This window comes from Sphingomonas sp. S1-29, assembly GCF_026167545.1.
GTDB lineage: Bacteria > Pseudomonadota > Alphaproteobacteria > Sphingomonadales > Sphingomonadaceae > Sphingomonas.
The window spans coordinates 550,638-568,179 of record NZ_CP110678.1 but is presented as its reverse complement, the minus strand read 5'-3'; the positions used below and the strand labels follow the sequence as shown (position 1 = coordinate 568,179).

15 protein-coding genes are annotated in these 17,542 nt (G+C 66.1%); 10 read left to right on the top strand and 5 right to left on the bottom strand.

The features are described from left to right. Window positions 1–25 precede the first annotated feature (25 nt). Window positions 26–541: a tetratricopeptide repeat protein gene (locus tag OKW76_RS02620; protein ID WP_265550882.1), complete on the bottom strand. Its 516-nt coding sequence runs from the start codon at window positions 539–541 to the stop codon at window positions 26–28. Between the two features lie 34 nt (window positions 542–575). Continuing rightward, window positions 576–1,754 (bottom strand): RsmB/NOP family class I SAM-dependent RNA methyltransferase, encoded by a 1,179-nt coding sequence (locus tag OKW76_RS02615; protein WP_265550881.1) that lies wholly within the window; start codon window positions 1,752–1,754, stop codon window positions 576–578. Between the two features lie 459 nt (window positions 1,755–2,213). On the opposite strand from OKW76_RS02615, the gene OKW76_RS02610 reads away from it, so the two are divergent. From OKW76_RS02610 to OKW76_RS02600, 3 genes are all read left to right on the top strand, one after another. Further along, window positions 2,214–3,146: a retron St85 family effector protein gene (locus OKW76_RS02610; RefSeq protein ID WP_265550878.1), complete on the top strand. Its 933-nt coding sequence runs from the start codon at window positions 2,214–2,216 to the stop codon at window positions 3,144–3,146. After that, a complete protein-coding gene (locus OKW76_RS02605; protein WP_265550876.1) occupies window positions 3,143–4,087 on the top strand; it encodes a retron St85 family RNA-directed DNA polymerase in 945 nt (314 codons plus the stop codon). Before OKW76_RS02610 ends, OKW76_RS02605 begins: the two co-directional genes overlap by 4 nt. Window positions 4,088–4,231: 144 nt before the next feature. Then, on the top strand, window positions 4,232–5,716 hold the full coding sequence (locus OKW76_RS02600) for a DUF389 domain-containing protein (RefSeq protein WP_265550874.1): 1,485 nt from the start codon (window positions 4,232–4,234) through the stop codon (window positions 5,714–5,716). Window positions 5,717–5,844: 128 nt separating this feature from the next. Here the strand turns inward: OKW76_RS02600 and guaB are convergent, their stop codons facing one another. Continuing rightward, window positions 5,845–7,302 (bottom strand): IMP dehydrogenase, encoded by a 1,458-nt coding sequence (gene guaB / locus OKW76_RS02595; protein WP_256507342.1) that lies wholly within the window; start codon window positions 7,300–7,302, stop codon window positions 5,845–5,847. A 152-nt stretch (window positions 7,303–7,454) separates the two neighbouring features. Between guaB and OKW76_RS02590 the strand changes: the two genes are divergently transcribed. From OKW76_RS02590 to OKW76_RS02580, 3 genes are read left to right on the top strand one after another with little or no spacing between them, the layout of a single operon-like run. Next, window positions 7,455–8,423 (top strand): SPFH domain-containing protein, encoded by a 969-nt coding sequence (locus OKW76_RS02590; RefSeq protein ID WP_265550871.1) that lies wholly within the window; start codon window positions 7,455–7,457, stop codon window positions 8,421–8,423. A 6-nt stretch (window positions 8,424–8,429) separates the two neighbouring features. Continuing rightward, the gene (locus tag OKW76_RS02585; RefSeq protein ID WP_265550869.1) at window positions 8,430–8,876 is read left to right on the top strand and encodes an NfeD family protein; all 447 of its coding nucleotides are present in this window, start codon (window positions 8,430–8,432) and stop codon (window positions 8,874–8,876) included. Between the two features lie 4 nt (window positions 8,877–8,880). Further along, window positions 8,881–10,695, top strand: coding sequence for a DUF885 domain-containing protein (locus OKW76_RS02580; protein WP_265550867.1), 1,815 nt, complete (start codon window positions 8,881–8,883; stop codon window positions 10,693–10,695). A gap of 163 nt (window positions 10,696–10,858) precedes the next feature. Here OKW76_RS02580 and OKW76_RS02575 read toward each other — a convergent pair whose 3' ends face one another. After that, window positions 10,859–11,938, bottom strand: coding sequence for a mechanosensitive ion channel family protein (locus tag OKW76_RS02575; protein ID WP_265550866.1), 1,080 nt, complete (start codon window positions 11,936–11,938; stop codon window positions 10,859–10,861). A gap of 185 nt (window positions 11,939–12,123) precedes the next feature. Continuing rightward, complete coding sequence (locus OKW76_RS02570; RefSeq protein WP_265550864.1) at window positions 12,124–13,737, bottom strand: phosphoenolpyruvate carboxykinase; 1,614 nt, start codon at window positions 13,735–13,737, stop codon at window positions 12,124–12,126. Between the two features lie 166 nt (window positions 13,738–13,903). Here OKW76_RS02570 and OKW76_RS02565 point away from each other — a divergent pair, with 166 nt between their 5' ends. From OKW76_RS02565 to rapZ, 4 genes are read left to right on the top strand one after another with little or no spacing between them, the layout of a single operon-like run. Further along, a complete protein-coding gene (locus tag OKW76_RS02565; RefSeq protein ID WP_265550862.1) occupies window positions 13,904–14,617 on the top strand; it encodes a response regulator transcription factor in 714 nt (237 codons plus the stop codon). Continuing rightward, on the top strand, window positions 14,556–16,160 hold the full coding sequence (locus OKW76_RS02560; protein ID WP_265552730.1) for an ATP-binding protein: 1,605 nt from the start codon (window positions 14,556–14,558) through the stop codon (window positions 16,158–16,160). Before OKW76_RS02565 ends, OKW76_RS02560 begins: the two co-directional genes overlap by 62 nt. After that, window positions 16,157–16,612 carry an HPr kinase/phosphorylase gene (locus OKW76_RS02555; RefSeq protein WP_265550860.1) on the top strand — a complete coding sequence of 152 codons (456 nt, stop codon included), beginning with the start codon at window positions 16,157–16,159 and terminating at the stop codon, window positions 16,610–16,612. Before OKW76_RS02560 ends, OKW76_RS02555 begins: the two co-directional genes overlap by 4 nt. Further along, window positions 16,609–17,532 (top strand): RNase adapter RapZ, encoded by a 924-nt coding sequence (rapZ, locus tag OKW76_RS02550; protein WP_265550858.1) that lies wholly within the window; start codon window positions 16,609–16,611, stop codon window positions 17,530–17,532. Before OKW76_RS02555 ends, rapZ begins: the two co-directional genes overlap by 4 nt. Window positions 17,533–17,542 lie beyond the last annotated feature (10 nt).

Here is a 17,542-nt window from a genome sequence, read left to right as displayed (position 1 = left end):
CAGGCTCAGCACGAACGGGGGGAGGTTAGTTCTTTCCCGCCGCCGCCGCAGCCGGCGCTGTCGTAGTCGCTGCCGCCGTTGCCGTTACCGGTGGCCCTTTCGCGATCACCGCGGCCAGCCTCGTCGCATCGCCGCATTCCGCCTTGCAGAGCGTGCGGATCTTGGCGAGGTTTTCCTTTGCCTTCACCACCGCGCCCTTCTGCACCAGCGCCTCGCCCTGGCCGCGCAAGGCCGCCACGTCGTTGGGCTCTAGCGACAGCGTCTCGCGGTACAGGCGGATCGCCTTGCCGGGCAGGTTCTGCGCGCGCGCGACCTCGGCCAGCACGACAAAGGCCTCGCGGTTGCGCGGATCGACCACCAGCGCGGTTTCGAGCAGGTCGTTCGCGCCGGTCAGATTGCCCGCGGCGCGTGCCGCCTTGGCGCGTTCGACCAAGGCCACCGATCGCGCGTCGATCTGGTCGTCGGGGCGCTGGCCGTGGAGCGAGGTCGAGATGCTGACCGCGGCGAGCGACAGGGCGATGGTGACGGTGGTGAACCGCATGATCTTCTCCGAAACAGACACAGCTAGCTGGCTATCATGTGGTGCGCAGCATCGCGACAAAAAAGCCGTCGGTCGAATCCGATGCCGGCGTCAGCCGCATCCCCGCGCCGTGGCGGGTGCCCGCGGGCAGATCGATCGCCGTGGCCTGCCAGCCGGGATGGCGTTCGAGGAAGGCGGCGGCCTGGTCGGCGCCCTCGGCATCGAGCAACGAGCACACGACATACACCACCGCGCCGCCGGGCCGCACCAAGGTCGCCGCGAGATCGAGCAGGCGCGCTTGCGTCGCCTCGAGCTTGGTCAGCCGATCGGCGGTGAGCCGCCAGCGCGCCTCGGGATTGCGGCGCCAGGTGCCGGTGCCCGAACAGGGCGCGTCGATCAGCACGACATCGGCGCGCGCGGTCTCGTCGGCGAGCATCTCGGCCTCATGCCCCGGATTGAGCAGCAAGGTGCGCGCGATCGTCACCCCGGCGCGCTCGGCGCGCGGCGGCAGGCGCTGCAGCCGCCCGCGATCGGTATCGGTGGCGAGCAGATCGCCCTGGTTCGCCATGGCGGCGGCGAGCGCGAGCGTCTTGCCCCCTGCCCCCGCGCACAGATCGATCACGCGCATGCCGGGCGCGACGCCGCAGGCAAGCGTCACCAGCTGGCTGCCGGCATCCTGCACCTCGATCAGCCCCGAATCATAGGCGGGATGCTTGTCGACCGAGGTGTCGGGGGGCAGCCGCAGCGCATCGGGGGCGAAGGCGAGCGGCTGCGCGCCCTCGATCACGATATCGTCGCGCGCGGCGAGCAGCCGGTTGACGCGGATGTCGAGCGGGGCGCGTTCGAGCAACGCTTCCTGCTCGGCCTCGCCCAGCCCCGAAGCGGCGAGCGCGGTGACCAGCCAGGCGGGGGCGACGCCGGGAACCGCCGCCTTTTCATTGGGGTTGATCGCGGGCGGGCCATAGGTGGAGCCGTCGAACGCCGCGGCGACGCCGGGGAGGCGCTGCGCCAGCGCGAGCATCGCCGCGCGCCCGTCGCGCGGCAGCTCGCCGCACAGCCGGATCGCGTCATAGACCAGGTTGCGCACCGCGCGCCGATCCTTCGACCCGGCATAGCGCCGTGCGGCGAATCCGCGCGCGATGATCGTATCGGCCGCCGCCCCGCCCTCGCGCGCCGCGGCGATGATGAGGTCGAGCAGGTCGATCGCGGCCTGGACGCGTGCCGGCGGCGTCATGCCGAAATGCTCGGAAGGCTACAAAAGCTACAGTACGTACCCCCCGGATTCGCCCCTTCCGGGTGGTGGCGGGGGGTGCGGATGGCGGCGCGGCTTCGCGCGCGCGGGATGCGGCGGGGCGGGTTCGACGGGGTGGTCGTGGTGCGGGTGTTGTGGGGGTACATGGGTTCTGGCGTAGCCGAATGGGGGCTTGTAGGACAGGGGGTTGGGCGTTGGCCCATTCTCATCCGACCACGACCGAGCTGGGGGCTATAAGGATATTGACAGTTACGGGCCCGGTGACCGATATCGAAAGGGCTTACGCGAACAAGACCGTTCAACGGTTGGTCTGGCGCTTCGCCGGATCGTATATTATTGGTAAGAAATATGTGCCCCAAACGGACGAAGGCTTCGTCCGCCCAAGGGCCGCTCCGCTCGGACGAATCCTTCGTCCGTTTGGGGCTTAGGTAAGCGATCCGGATGCTGACTACGTTTTGCAACAACGTGAACGTAGGAAGCGTCCGGGTTTATCCCCCAAAGCGCTACATTTTACTATGCGGCGGCGAAGTGTCGCACATAAATGATGCGCGGCCTCTCTCTTTGCGTGACGCCTATCTTCGCGGCGGAGCGATCGATGCCTTAAAAAACTCTGAGCCACTGCAAATCGAAGAAATTGAAGATTTCTTCGATAAGGGTGCGCCCTATGTCGACCTAGTGAAGTTCGAATTAGATATCGCGCAGATTTGCGAGCTTGTCCTTCTGTTTTCCGAAAGTCCAGGCAGCTTTGCTGAGCTAGGTAGCTTTTCGATGCTTAGCGGCATATCGGAAAAGCTTTTACTGGTTGTTCAAAGCAAATACCTAAACAAATCTACCTTTATAACAAAAGGACCCGTGGCAAATCTTCGCAGAGATTATCCCAAGTCGGTATTCTCGTTTGCGGATAGCACGGTTGGAATGGCTTCCGGTCAGATTGATTCAGTTGATCCTAATTTGCTTGTAAGAACGCTCTCCTCGCCCGTTGAGCAGCGCTTGCAAGAAACGGAAAACAGAACAACTCTTGATGTCACCAAGTTCAACCATCTTTGCAAGGTATATGTTGGCCTGCTGAGGGAAGCATATTGCTTGAAGGACGACGAACTATTATTGCTCTTATCTGAGTTTGGATTTGAGGTCGATAATGAGTTGCTCGATCGGGTATCGTTTTGCTGTTCAGCAATTCGATGGGCAGCGAGCGCAACATCTGGTTTTGACCGGGTGCATTTCGCAAAACTAAATCTGAACGAAGCGGCCAAATTTGAATTTAAAGAACCCCTACTCGATAAAACGCGTCGCCGATCGGATTTCAGAGCATATTGGGAAGAAAACGATCCGGATCGAGTGGCTGCCGTCGATCAGGAGCGCCAACGGCCATGACATTGACGGAAACACTTCTACGAGAACTCCGGATCAGCGAGCGCGAGCTTGCTACGCTGGTGAGGACCGCACCCGAACGCTACAAAGTGTACACCATCCCGAAGCGCACCGGTGGTACGCGCGAAATTGCTCATCCTGCTTCGGAGCTAAAGACTGCACAGAGAGTTGTCGTCAAATCATATCTTGAAACGCTTCCGGTGCATCCTTGCGCAACCGCTTACCGACCCGGAGCCTCGATCCGACAAAACGCGGAGCGACATAGCCATAATCGCGCCATCCTAAAGTATGACTTTACTGAATTTTTTCCTTCTATAACTGAGCGAGCTTGGCTTTCTTATTGTGACGAAAACGAAACTTTCGGCCGCCAAGATGCTATAATGTCGGGAAGGTTGCTCTTTAGAAGACCGAAGGGCGGACGTATTCTCCGCTTATCAATTGGCGCACCTTCATCGCCGATATTGAGCAATGTGCTCATGAATGCCTTTGATCGTGCAATTTATGACCGGGTTACACCGCACAAAATAACTTATACTCGGTATGCAGACGATCTGACATTTTCCGCCGAACGAACTTGGAATCTTAAGGTTGTCGATGGCATTATTAGATCCGTCATAAATAGACTTTCATATCCTAAATTGACGATCAACAATAAAAAAACAATTTTGGTAACTCCGAAATACCACAGGCAGATTACGGGATTAGTGCTGACGTTGGACGGGCGCGTTTCGCTTGGCAGGGACCGCAAAAGAAATATCAGGTCAGCAATATTTCATTATTCTCAGGGCAAGCTCGACAGGAAGGCCGAAGTGAAGTTGGCCGGCACTCTGGCATTCGCTAAAGACGTAGAACCTGAGTTCTATACGAGAATGGAAAGAGTTTATGGAAAAGAACTGATAGACAATATTAAGTTTTCGGTGAACGGCTATCAGAGAGATCAATAGTCAAATACAACTTTTTAAAGATGGTTCTGCCCCTTCATTCGCAGTAGCGTAGCCGGCGCTATGTGAGAAGACCGGGGGTACGTCATAGTTGGCTAGGCCCCTCCCCCCTAGCCCTCCTCCGCCTTCCGCATTACCCCCTCCCCCATGACCACCGAAGCCGCCGACCCGCATCCGCTCCTCCATTGGTGGCGCAACCACGTCATCACCAGCGTCGATCACCGATCGGTGGTGGAGAAGGTGGAGGACGAGGAGGCGTTCGACGGGCGCTATGCCTTCATGATCCTGATGTCGGCGGGGATCGCGGTGCTGGGGCTGTTGCTGTCCTCGCCCGCGGTGATCATCGGCGCGATGCTGATCTCGCCGCTGATGGGGCCGATCATCGGGCTGGGCTTCGGCGTCGCGCTGTTCGACGCGGTCGAGATCCGGCGGGCGCTGGTCGCCATGGTGCTCGGCACGATCATGGCGATCCTGTTCTGCGCGGCGATCGTGTCGATGTCGCCGCTGCAGACGGTGACCAGCGAGCTGGCCGCGCGCACCCGGCCCAATTTGTTCGACCTGCTGGTGGCGCTGTTTTCGGGGCTGGCGGGGGCCTATGCGATGATCCGCGGGCGCGAGGGCGCGATCGTCGGGGTGGCGATCGCCACCGCGCTGATGCCGCCGCTGGCGACCGTCGGCTTTGGCTTGGCGACCGCGAACTGGACGGTGTTCTTCGGCGCGCTGCTGTTGTTCTTCACCAACTTCATGGTGATCGCGCTGTCGGCGGCGATCATGGCGCGGCTATACGGCTTCGGCCCCAGGCTGTCGCCGCGGCAGACCTTGTTCCAGACCGCGGCGATGCTGGCGGTGTTCGCGGCGCTGGCGGTGCCGCTGGGGCTGACGCTGCGCCAGATCGCGTGGGAGACCAACGCCTCGCGCCAGGCGCGCGACATCGTGTCGCAGCAATTCGGCGACAATGCGCGGGTGAGCCAGCTCGAGATCGACTATACCGCCGAGCCGGTGCGCGTCGATGCGACGGTGCTGACGCCGAGCTTCGTCGCGCAGGCCGAGCGGAGCGTGAAGGCGAAGCTCGAGGCGGCGCTGGGGCGGCCGGTGGGGCTGACGATCGAGCAGTTCCGCGTCGGGGTGGGCGATGCCGAGGCGACGCAGCTCGCGCGCGCGCAGGCGAGCGAGCGCGCCACCCGCGAGGCGCGCGCGGTGACCCAGATCGGCGAGCAATTGTCGCTGGTGGCAGGCGTGCCGACCGACCGGGTGCTGGTCGACCGCGACCATCGCCGCGCGGTGGTGACCGCGACGCCGCTGCCGGGGGCGGGGCTCGAAGTGTATCGCGCGCTCGAGGCGCGGGTGGCGGGCGCGGCGGAGGGCTGGACGGTCGAGCTGGTGCCGCCGCCCGCGGTGCCTGGCGGCGTGAGCTTCGGCGAGGATGCGCCCGATGCCGAGGGTAGCCGTGCGATCGCCACCGCGATCTGGGCGGCGCGGCGGCTGCAGCTGCCGATCGGGGTGTCGGGGGCGCAGGCCGATGTGGTGGTGGCGGCGCTGACCGAGGCGGGGGTGGCCGCCGAGCAGGTCGGGTCGGGCAATGGCGCGGTGGAGATGCGCTGGCTCGCGCCGCGGGTGGAGCCGGCGGGGTGAGGTGCAGGGACTAACCCTAGTCCGTTCGTGCTGAGCTTGTCGAAGCACTGTCCTTTCTTCTTCGACCCGCCGGCAAAAGAAGAACGGTGCTTCGACAAGCTCAGCACGAACGGTTGAGAGGTGGCCCGTTACCGCGTCGGGTAGTTCGGGGCCTCGCGCGTGATTGTCACGTCGTGGACATGGCTTTCGCGAAGGCCCGCCCCGGTGATCCGCACGAAGCGCGCCTTTTCGCGCAGCTCCTCGAGCGTCGCGGCGCCGGTATAGCCCATCGCCGCCTTCACCCCGCCGACCAGCTGGTGGATCACGTCGCGCGCGGGGCCCTTGTAGGGGACCTGGCCCTCGATCCCCTCGGGGACGAGTTTCAGCTGATCCTTGATGTCCTGCTGGAAATAGCGGTCGGCCGAGCCCCGCGCCATTGCGCCGACGCTGCCCATGCCGCGATAGGATTTATAGGCGCGGCCCTGGTAGAGGAAGGTTTCGCCGGGGGCTTCCTCGGTGCCCGCGAGCAGCGAGCCGACCATGACGGTCGAGGCGCCCGCGGCGAGCGCCTTGGCGATGTCGCCCGAGGTGCGGATGCCGCCATCGGCGATGACGGGGACGCCCGACTTGGCCGCCTCGCGCGCGCTTTCCATCACCGCGGTGAGCTGCGGCACGCCGACGCCGGCGACGACGCGGGTGGTGCAGATCGATCCGGGGCCGATGCCGACCTTGATCCCGTCGGCCCCTGCGTCGATCAGCGCGCGGGTGGCCTCGGCGGTGGCGACGTTGCCCGCGACGACCTGGACCGAGTTCGACAGCTTCTTGACGCGCTCGACCGCGCGCGCGACGTCGCGGTTGTGGCCGTGCGCGGTGTCGATGACGATCAGGTCGACCTCGGCATCGACCAGCTGTTCGGTGCGGTCGAAGCCCTTGTCGCCGACGGTGGTGGCGGCGGCGACGCAGAGGCGGCCGGTGCGGTCCTTGGTGGCGTCGGGGTAGAGCACCGCCTTTTCGATGTCCTTGACGGTGATGAGGCCGACGCAGCGATACGCATCATCGACGACCAGCAGCTTTTCGATGCGGCGGTGGTGGAGCAGCCGGCGCGCTTCCTCCTGCGACACCGCGGTCGAGACGGTGGCGAGATTGTCGCGCGTCATCAGCTCGGCGACAGGCTGCGCGGGGTTCTCGGCGAAGCGGACGTCGCGGTTGGTGAGGATGCCGACGAGCTTGCCCGATGCCTCGACCACCGGGATGCCGCTGATCTTGTGGCGCTGCATCAGCGCGCGTGCCTCGGCGAGCGGCGCCTGCGGGTGAATGGTGATCGGGTTGACGACCATGCCGCTTTCGAAGCGCTTGACCTGGCGCACCGCCGCGACCTGTTCGGCGACCGACAAATTGCGGTGGAGCACGCCGATGCCGCCGAGCTGCGCCATGACAATCGCCATGTCCGATTCGGTGACGGTATCCATCGCCGACGACAGGATCGGGATGTTGAGGCTCAATTCGCGCGAGACGCGGGTGCGCGCATCGGCCTGGCTCGGCACCACGTCCGACGCCCCCGGATACAGCAGGACGTCGTCGAAGGTGAGGCCGAGGGGAATGTCCATGAGGTGCCGAATCCTGCGCGGGGGAGAGGTTGGCGGCCCATGTAACCAAGGGGGGGCGCTGGCGCTAGGGGGCGCGTGGCGACGCCCGGTTGTGCTGGCCTCACGCGGCGATCCTGCTAGCATCGCCGCAACGGGCAAGCGGGGATGGCGGCATGGATGTGATTGCAGGGCTGTTGACGGTGATCGTCGCACTGGTGCTGGCGTATCTGTTTGCGAGCATCAAGATCGTGCGGCAGGGCTATAACTATACGATCGAGCATTTCGGGCGCTTCACCACCGTCGCGCGACCGGGGTTCAACCTGTATCCCGCCTTCTTCTATCGCGTCGGCCGCAAGGTGAACATGATGGAGCAGGTGATCGACATTCCGGGGCAGGAGATCATCACCCGCGACAATGCGATGATCTCGACCGACGGCGTGGTGTTCTTCCAGGTGCTCGACGCGCCCAAGGCGGCGTATGAGGTGTCGGACCTGTACATGGCGCTGATGCAGCTGACGACGACGAACCTGCGCACCGTGATGGGATCGATGGACCTCGACGAGACGCTGTCGAAGCGCGACGAGATCAACGCGCGGCTGCTGAGCGTGGTCGACCAGGCGACGACGCCGTGGGGGGTGAAGATCACCCGCGTCGAGATCAAGGACATCCGCCCGCCCGCCGACATCGTCAACGCGATGGGCCGCCAGATGAAGGCCGAACGCGAGAAGCGCGCCAACATCCTCGAGGCCGAAGGCACGCGCGCGAGCGAGATCCTGCGCGCCGAGGGGCAGAAGCAGGCACGCATCCTCGAGGCCGAGGGGCGCAAGGAATCGGCGTTCCGCGACGCCGAAGCGCGCGAGCGCGCCGCCGAGGCCGAGGCCAAGGCGACCGAATTGGTGTCGATCGCGATCGAACAGGGCAGCCCGCAATCGCTCAACTATTTCATCGCGCAGAAATATGTCGAGGCGATCGGCAAGTTCGCGACCAGCCCCAATGCCAAGACGATCCTGTTCCCGGTCGAGGCGACGCAATTGATGGGAACGCTGGGCGGGATCGGCGAGCTCGCCAAGGAGATCGTCGGCGGTGCGTCGTCGCCCCCTACCCCGCCCGAGCGCCCGCGGATCGAAGCGGCGGAAGACTGACACCGCATGGAATGGGACAATCCGGGGCTGTGGTGGATCGCCGCCGGTGCCGTGCTGGCGGGCGTCGAGCTGCTGGTGCCCGGGGTGTTCCTGGTCTTCGTCGCGATCGCCGCGGCGATCACCGGGGCCTTCGTGCTGCTATTTCCCGACCTGCCGCTGGCGGGCCAGCTCGCGAGCCTTGCCGCGTGGAGCGCGGTGACGATCGCGATCGGGCGGCGCTGGTATCGCGACTATTCGCCCGACAGCGCCGATCCTTTGCTCAACGATGTCGGCGCGCGGCTGCTCGGCGCGACGGTGACCGTCGTATCCTCGGGCGCCGATGGCAGCGGGCGGGTGCGCGTCGCCGATGGCGAATGGCCGTCGCGCGGTCCGGTTCTGCCGGTGGGCGCGATCGCACGCGTCGTCGGCGTCCAGAATACCACGCTCATCATCGAACCGATCGTCCTGGAGTAACTGCATGAATCTCGATCGCCGCCAATTATTGCTTGCGACCGGCGCGACCGCCGCGCTCACCGCTTTGCCGCTGCGCGCCGCGCAAGCCACTGCGGACGTCCGCGCGCAGGCGCTGATGGACGGAATCGCCGAGGAATATCTGCTGCGCTCGCCCGAGAGCGCGACGGGGCTCGGCATCGATACCGGCGCGCGCGCGGGGCTCAAGGCGCGGTCGTCGGATCGGTCGAGCGCGGGGCGGCTGCATAGCGCGGCGTGGACCAAGAGCGCGCTCGATCGGTTGCGCGCGGTCGATACCGCCGCGCTGTCGCCGGCGATCCGCACCGATGTCGAAGTCGCAATCACGGCTTATTCCACCGCGATCGATGGGTTCGCCTTTCCCTATGGCGCGGTGGCGGTCGGCGGGTGGCGCAACGGGCCGTATGTGGTGGCACAGAATATGGGCGCGTATCTCGACGTGCCCAAGTTCCTCGACGCGACGCACAAGGTCGAGACCAAGGCCGATGCCGACGCCTATCTGTCACGGCTGGCAGCGTTCGCCAAGAACCTGGACGGTGAGACCGAGCGGCTGCGCGACGCGCGTGGCCGCGGGGTGATCGCGTCGGACGTGCTGATGGACAAGACGCTGGCGTCGATCAAGATGACGCGCGAAGGGCCGGCGAAGGACTGGCTGATCGTCGAATCGCTCGCACGGCGGACCAAGGCGATCCCCGGCGACTGGGCGGCGCGCGCCGAGAAGATCGCGACCGCCGACGTCGCCCCCGCGCTCGATCGCCAGATCGCCGAGCTCGAGCTGCATCGCAAAGCAACCAACGCCGATGCCGGGGTTTGGAAGTTCAAGGACGGCCCCGATTATTACGCCTGGACGCTGCGCGCGGCGACAACGACGCGGATGACCCCCGACGAGGTCCACGCGATGGGCCAGGACGAGCTCAAGCGCCTGCAGGGCGAAATGGACGGAATCCTCAAGACTTTGGGCTATACCAAGGGCAGCGTCGGCGAACGGATGACGGGCCTGGGCAAGGACCCGCGCTTCCAGTTCGCCGCGGGGGACGCAGGACGCGCGGAAATCATGGCGATGATCCAGGCGACAATCGCCGATGTCCGCACCCGCCTGCCCCGCGCGTTCGGCGCGCCGGTGAAGGGCATCGTCGAGGTAAAAAGGATCGCGATCGCCGAGCAGGAAGGCGCGCCGCTCGCTTATGGCGGCGCGGGGACGATCGACGGATCGGTGCCGGGGCGTTTCTGGATCAACCTGAAGGACCCCGCGCTCCACACCAAATACAGCCTGCCGACGCTGACCTTCCACGAATCGATTCCCGGCCATGTCTGGCAGGGCGAATATGCCCAGAAGCTGCCGCTGCTGCGCTCGCTGATGGGGTTCAGCGCGATGGGCGAAGGCTGGGCGCTGTATGCCGAGCAGCTGGGCAACGAGCTGGGGGTGTATGACGACGATCCGGTAGGGCGGCTGGGCTATCTGCAATCGATCGCGTTCCGCGCGTGCCGGCTGGTGGTCGATACCGGGCTGCATACCAAGCGCTGGACCCGCGACTATGCGATCGACTGGTTCGCGCGGACCAACGGATCGTCGGTGGGCGAAGTGACCAGCGAGGTCGATCGCTATTGCGCGTGGCCGGGCCAGGCCTGCGGCTACAAGATCGGGCATAGCGAGATCAACCGGCTGCGGACCAAGGCGCAGACCGAGCTGGGGCCGCGCTATGACTTCAAGGCGTTCAACGATGCGGTGGTCGGCGGCGGTGGGGTGCCGCTGACGGTGCTGGCGGGGAATATCGACCGGTGGATGGCGACGCGGCGGGGGTGATTGGGGATCTAGGGGCGGTAGCCGCGACCTGCTCCCCTCCCTGATAAGGGAGGGGTTAGGGGTGGGTCGGCGCGTGGCGGGCGTTCCGGGTGCCTCGAACCTACCCACCCCCGCGCCCTCCCTTCCAGGGAGGGGAGGTATCGGGGCGGTCGGTCGTTGCCCCTCACCGCTCCGGACGGGGCGAAATCGGCTCGACCAGCGCGCGCGTTCTCGGCAGTGCTTCGGGCATCTCGTCGCGGATGAACGCCAGCAGCGCCTCGCGGATGTCGCAGCGCAGGTCGAAGGTGGTGCCGGCGTCCTTGGCAGTGGCGAGGATCCGGACCTCGATCGCGTCGGGCTTGCTGTCGGTGACCTGCAGCCCCTGCGCACGCCCGTCCCAGCGCGGGTTGGCGGCGATGACTTCTTCGGCCTTGGCGCGGAGGCGGGGGATGTCGGTGGCGGGGTCGAGCCAGAGAAACACCGACCCCAGCAGCTTCGAGGTGTTGCGCGTCCAGTTCTGGAACGATTCCTCGAGGAATTTCGACACGGGCACCACCAGCCGCCGCTCGTCCCAGATCGCGATGACGACATAGGTGAGGCGGATCTCCTCGACCCTGCCCCATTCGCCGTCGACGATGACGACGTCGTCGATCCGGATCGGCTCGGTGAACGCCATCTGGATGCCCGCGATCAGGTTCTTGAGCGCTGGCTGGGCGGCGGCGCCGACCGCGAGGCCGGCGATGCCCGCCGAGGCCATCAGCGTGACGCCGACGTTGCGGATGCTGGGGATGCTCAGCAGCATCAGGCAGATGGTGATGAAGCCGATGAGGAAGATGACGATCCGGCCGAGGATTGCGCTGCGGGTGCGGCGGCGGCGCGCGCGGAGATTGTCGGCGACGCTGATGTCGGCGCTGAGCTCGACGGTGCGGCCGACCGCGCGGACCATCGCGATCGCGAGCCAGCCGAGGATGCCGGGGACGATGAGGCCGGCGAGCTGGTTCCACAGCGCATCGCTGGTGTCCGACAGATCGAGGAAGCGGCGGACCAGCGCGAGCCCGATCGCCACTGCCAGCCAACGCGCGGGGCGGAACGCCTCCTCGACGAACACGTCGTCCGAGGTCGAGGCGGTGCGCGCGACGAAGCGGCGCTGGAGCTGGAAGCCGATCTTGTGGACGATCAGCGCGAGCAGCACCGCGAGCGCGGTGATCGCGAGGTTGATGACCGGGGTGGGAACGTCCCAGGCGGCGATGTCGAACGATGGCATGTGCTGGGGAACGGCGGGTGCGGGGCTGGGTTCCGGTTGGGGTGCGGTGGTGGTTGCCAGCTCAGGCTAGCGTCACCCCGGCCTGGTGCCGGGGTCCACGGCGCGGCGGGCGGTGCGCCCGGTCTTTGGACGCTGCGTTTGCCGCACGGTGGGCCCCGGCACCAGGCCGGGGTGACGGCGCGCGCTTAGTAGGCGGGCACCACGCTCCTTGGCGCGCTGGCGCGGACGCCTTCGTCGACATGGGCTTCGAACGGCGCGAAGTTTTCGACGAACAGGTCGACCAGCTTGGCGGCGGTTTCGTCATAGGCGGCCTTGTCGGCCCAGGTGTCGCGCGGGTTCAAGATCGCGGGGTCGACGCCGGGGACCGATACCGGCACCGCGAAGCCGAAATTGGGGTCGGTGCGGAAGTCGCCGTCGTTGAGGCTGCCGTCGAGCGCGGCATTGAGCAATGCGCGGGTCGCCTTGATCGGCATGCGGCTGCCGACGCCGTATTTGCCGCCGGTCCAGCCGGTGTTGACCAGCCAGCAATCGACCTGGCCGCGCGCGATCCGTTCCTTGAGCAGATTGCCATAGACCGAAGGATGGCGCGGCATGAAGGGCGCGCCGAAGCAGGTCGAGAAGGTCGCCTCGGGCTCGGTGACGCCCATTTCGGTGCCCGCGACCTTGGCGGTATAGCCCGACAGGAAGTGATACATCGCCTGGTCGGGGGTGAGCCTCGCAATCGGCGGCAGCACGCCGAAGGCATCGGCGGTGAGCATCACGATGTTGCGCGGCACCGGCCCCATATTGTCGGCGCTGGCATTGGGGATGAAGTCGATCGGATAGGCGGCGCGGCTGTTCTCGGCGAGCGTCGCATCGTCGAGGTCGAGGATTCGTGTGTCGGGGTCCATCACGACGTTTTCGAGCACGGTGCCGAAGCGCTGCGTCGTGGCGTAGATTTCGGGCTCGGCCTGCGCCGACAGGCGGATCGTCTTGGCGTAGCAGCCGCCTTCGAAATTGAAGACATGCGTGTCGGACCAGCCATGTTCGTCGTCGCCGATCAGCGTGCGGCTGGCATCGGCGCTCAAGGTCGTCTTGCCGGTGCCCGACAGCCCGAAGAACACCGCGGTATCGCCCTTGGGACCGATATTGGCCGAGCAGTGCATCGGCATCACGCCCTGTTCGGGGAGCAGATAGTTGAGCAGCCCGAATACCGACTTCTTCATCTCGCCGGCATAGCGCGTGCCGCCGATCAGGATCAGCCGGTCGGTGATGTTGACCGCGATCACCGTCTCGCTGCGGCAGCCGTGACGCGCGGGATCGGCGCGGAAATCGGGGAGGTCGATGATCGTATAGTCAGGCGCGAAGCCTGCCAGTTCGTGCGCTTCGGGACGTACCAGCATCGTGCGGATGAACAGGTTGTGCCAGGCGAGCGTGTTGATGACGCGGACGTTCACGCGATATTCGGGCTGCGATCCGCCGAACAGATCCTGGACGAACAATGTTTCCTGGCGAGCCAGATGGTCGAGGAAATCGGCCTTGAGCCGGGCGAAGGCATCGGACTCCATCGGCTTGTTGCTCGGGCCCCACCAGATGCTGTCGGTGGTGGCGGCATCGCGGACGGTGAACTTGTCCTGCGCCGAGCGCCCGGTGTGGCGACCGGTTTCGACGACCAGCGCGCCATGGTCAGACAAATGCCCCTCGCCGCGGCGCAATGCCTGCTCGACCAGGGCGGCGTTGCCGAGGTTCCAATGCTGCGTCGCGTCGGTAGCAATACCCTGCGCCGCCAGATCGTGGCGCGCGATCGGCTCATTTATCATATCATTCCTCTCCCACGACTATATTCGTCGCAGCTGTTATATTGTTAGCGCGCGCTTATGGGTTGCGCTGCTGTTCGTCAAATCGACGCGCTAGGCGGGGAATTGAGCCGCAACCGCGTTTGGGCTACGCCGTACCGATGGGCCGTACCACCGCGTGGAACCACGCATGACCACCGCATCGATCGCGCTCGTCGACGACGATCGCAACATCCTCACCTCGGTTTCGATCGCGCTGCAGGCCGAGGGGTTCGTCACCCGCGTCTATTCGGACGGCGAGGCGGCGCTGAAGGCGCTGGTCGACAATCCCCCCGATCTGGCGGTGCTCGACATCAAGATGCCGCAGATGGACGGGCTCGAGCTGCTGCGGCGGCTGCGCGAGAAATCGGCGGTGCCGGTGATCTTCCTGACGAGCAAGGACGACGAGCTCGACGAGGCGCTGGGCCTCGCGATGGGCGCCGACGATTATATCGCCAAGCCGTTCAGCCAGCGGCTGTTGATCGCGCGGATCCGTGCGATCCTGCGCCGCACCGAAGTAGTGGTGGCCGGCGAGCACGGCGAGGCCGCGCCGCCGCCGCAGCCGGTGATCGAGCGCGGCCGGCTGGCGATGGACCCGGCGCGCCACCGCGTGACCTGGGCGGGCGCCAACGTGACGCTGACCGTCACGGAGTTCCTGATCCTCGAGACGCTGGCGCAGCGGCCGGGAATCGTGAAGACGCGCAACCAGCTGATGGATGCCGCCTATCATGACGACATCTATGTCGACGACCGGACGATCGACAGCCACATCAAGCGCGTGCGGCGCAAATTCCGCCAGGTCGATCCCGAATTCGACGCGATCGAGACATTGTACGGAGCGGGCTATCGCTTTTCCGACGACTGACGAGAGCGAGTTTCCGCTTCGCTGGTCGGGCCGGCTGTCGCTCACGCCGCGCATCCTGTTCGTCAACATCTTCGCGCTGGCGCTGCTGGCGGGGGGGTTCTTCTACCTCGATTCGTACCGGCTGCGGCTACTCGACAGCCGGATGGAGCAAGCGAGCCGCGAGGCACGGCTGGTCGCGCAGGCGCTGATGGCGACGCGGCTGTCGGATGAGGAGGCGCTGGTCACCCGGCTCGCGCGGCAGACGGGCACAAGGATCCGCACTTTTGCCGCCGACGGGGTCGAGCGGAGCGACAGCCGCGCGCTCGGGGTGCGCAACTTCCTGCTGCGCGATCCCGACAAGGATCGCTGGCAGACCGAGGCGGCACGGCTGCTCGACGCCGGGATCGACACCGTCGTCGGCGCGGCGCGCGCGCCGCTGTATCGCGAACGCCCGCGCAATCGCGGCTTCGACTGGCCCGACGTGCGCGCCGCCTACCAGCACCACACCGCGCCCTCGACCTTGTGGCGTGCGCCCGATCGCACCCCGGTGATCACCGCCGCCGCACCGCTGGGCGCGCGCGGCACGCTGCTGACGACGGTCAACGCGCGCGACATCACCAGCGTGGTGCGGGTCGAGCGCTTCCGGCTGGGGGTGGTGCTGGGAATCGTTTCGTTGGTGTCGGTGCTGCTGTCGCTGTTTCTGGCGCGAACGATCGTCCGCCCGCTCCGGCTGCTCGCGCGCGCCGCGGTGCGCGTCCGGTTGGGGCGCGCGCGCGAGGTGGTGGTCCCCCGCCTGCCCTCGCGTCGCGACGAGATCGGGATGCTCGCGCGTGCGCTGTCGGACATGAGCCTGGCGCTGCGCGCGCGGATCGACGCGACCGAGGCGTTCGCCGCCGATCTGGCGCACGAGCTGAAAAACCCGCTCGCCTCGCTGCGATCGGCGGTCGAGGGGCTGGGTAATGTCCGCGACCCTGAGCTGCAGCGCCGGCTGCTGGCGATCGTCCGCGATGACGTGTTGCGGCTCGACCGGCTGATCTCGGACATTTCCGAAGCCTCGCGGCTCGACGCGCAATTGAGCCGTGCCAAGTTCGAGCCGGTCGACCTGGGGGCGATGCTCGAGGCGATGGTCGCGGGATGGCATGCGCGCGGGATCGAGCGCGGGGTCGAGCTGCGCTTCGATCGCACCCCCGATGTGGCGCTGACGGTACAGGGCGAAGGCGTGCGGCTCGAGCGCGTGTTCGAGAACCTGATCGAGAACGCGATTTCGTTCTCGCCCGATCGCGGCATCGTGACCGTCGCCGCTACCATCAACGACAATGCCGTCATCGTCTGCGTAGAGGACCAGGGCCCCGGGGTTCCCGCCGAGGCGAGCGAGGCGGTGTTCCGCCGCTTCCATTCGGTGCGCCCCGAAGGGGAGGGCTTTGGCCGCCATTCGGGGCTCGGCCTTGCCATCGCGCGCACGATTGTCGAAGGACATCTGGGCACGATCCATGTCGAATCGCGCGAGGACCAGGCGAGCGGCGCGCGGTTCGTGGTACGGTTGCCGGGGCCGCCCGCCCCATGAGCGCGGAGCATGCGGTGAGCCAGTTGTCGTCCGAAACGCTGCATGCCTCCTGCGTCGCGATCGACGGCCATGCGGTGTTGATCGAGGGGCCATCGGGGGCGGGCAAATCCGACCTGACGCTGCGGCTGATCGACCGCGGCGCGGTGCTGGTGAGCGATGACTATACGTTGCTGCTGCGCCGCAACGGCGTGCTGTACGCCGCCGCCCCGCAGACGATCCGCGGGCAGATCGAGGTGCGCGGGATTGGCGTATGCGAACTGCCCTTCGTCGAAGAAGCACCGACCGCCGCGGTGATCGTGATCGATCCGCATCCCGAGCGGATGCCCGAGCGCGATAACCTCCGCCTGATCGCGGGGATCGCGGTGCCGCAATTCGCGCTGCCCGCGCTCGAGGCGTCGGCGCCGATCAAGATCGAGCTGGTGGTTCGCCGCTTGCTGGCGACCCGCGCATGAGCCCCGCGTCGCGGCCACGCCGGCTGCTGCTGGTGACCGGCATGTCGGGGGCGGGCAAGTCGACGACGCTGCGCACGCTCGAGGATCTGGGCTGGGAAGTCGTCGACAATCTGCCGCTGCTGCTGCTCGACCGGCTGCTGGCGACTGAAAGCCCGACGCATGGCGAGCAGGACGACCGCCCGCTGGCGCTGGGGATCGGCGCGCAGACCCGCGGCTTCGATGCCGAGCGGATCGTGCGGCGAATCCGCAAGCTGAGCGAGGACCATGGCTTTGCCATCGGCACCTTGTTCCTGGAATGCAGCGGGGCCGAGCTCGAGCGCCGCTATTCGGAAACGCGGCGTCGGCATCCGCTGGCGCAGGACCGCCCGGCGAGCGACGGGATCGCGCGCGAGCGCGAGTTGCTCGCACCGCTGCGCGACTGGGCGAACCGGCTGATCGATACCACCGAACTGACCGCCAACGCGCTGGCGCAGATGATCCGCGACGGTTTTTCGGGCGATGGGCTCGGTGAGCCGACGCTGTCGATCCTGTCGTTCGGCTATTCGCGCGGGCTGCCACGCAACGCCGACCTGGTGTTCGACATGCGCTTCCTGCGCAATCCGCATTGGGTTCCGACATTGCGCCCGGGCACCGGGCGTGATGCCGGTGTCGCCGATTATGTGATGGGCGACCCGGCCTATGCCCAGGCGTTCGAATCGATCGCCGCGCTACTCGAACTGCTGCTGCCTCGCTACCGCGCCGAGGGAAAAGCGTATGTTACCATCGCCTTTGGCTGTACCGGCGGGAGACATCGATCGGTGCATGTCGCCGAACGCATGGCGTCACGGTTGCGTAACGCTGGATTTTCGCCCACGGTGATGCATCGCGACCTCGGGTCGGCGCCGCAGGACTCGCTCGCCAGCGCCCCGGTTACGCCATGAAGGCTATGGA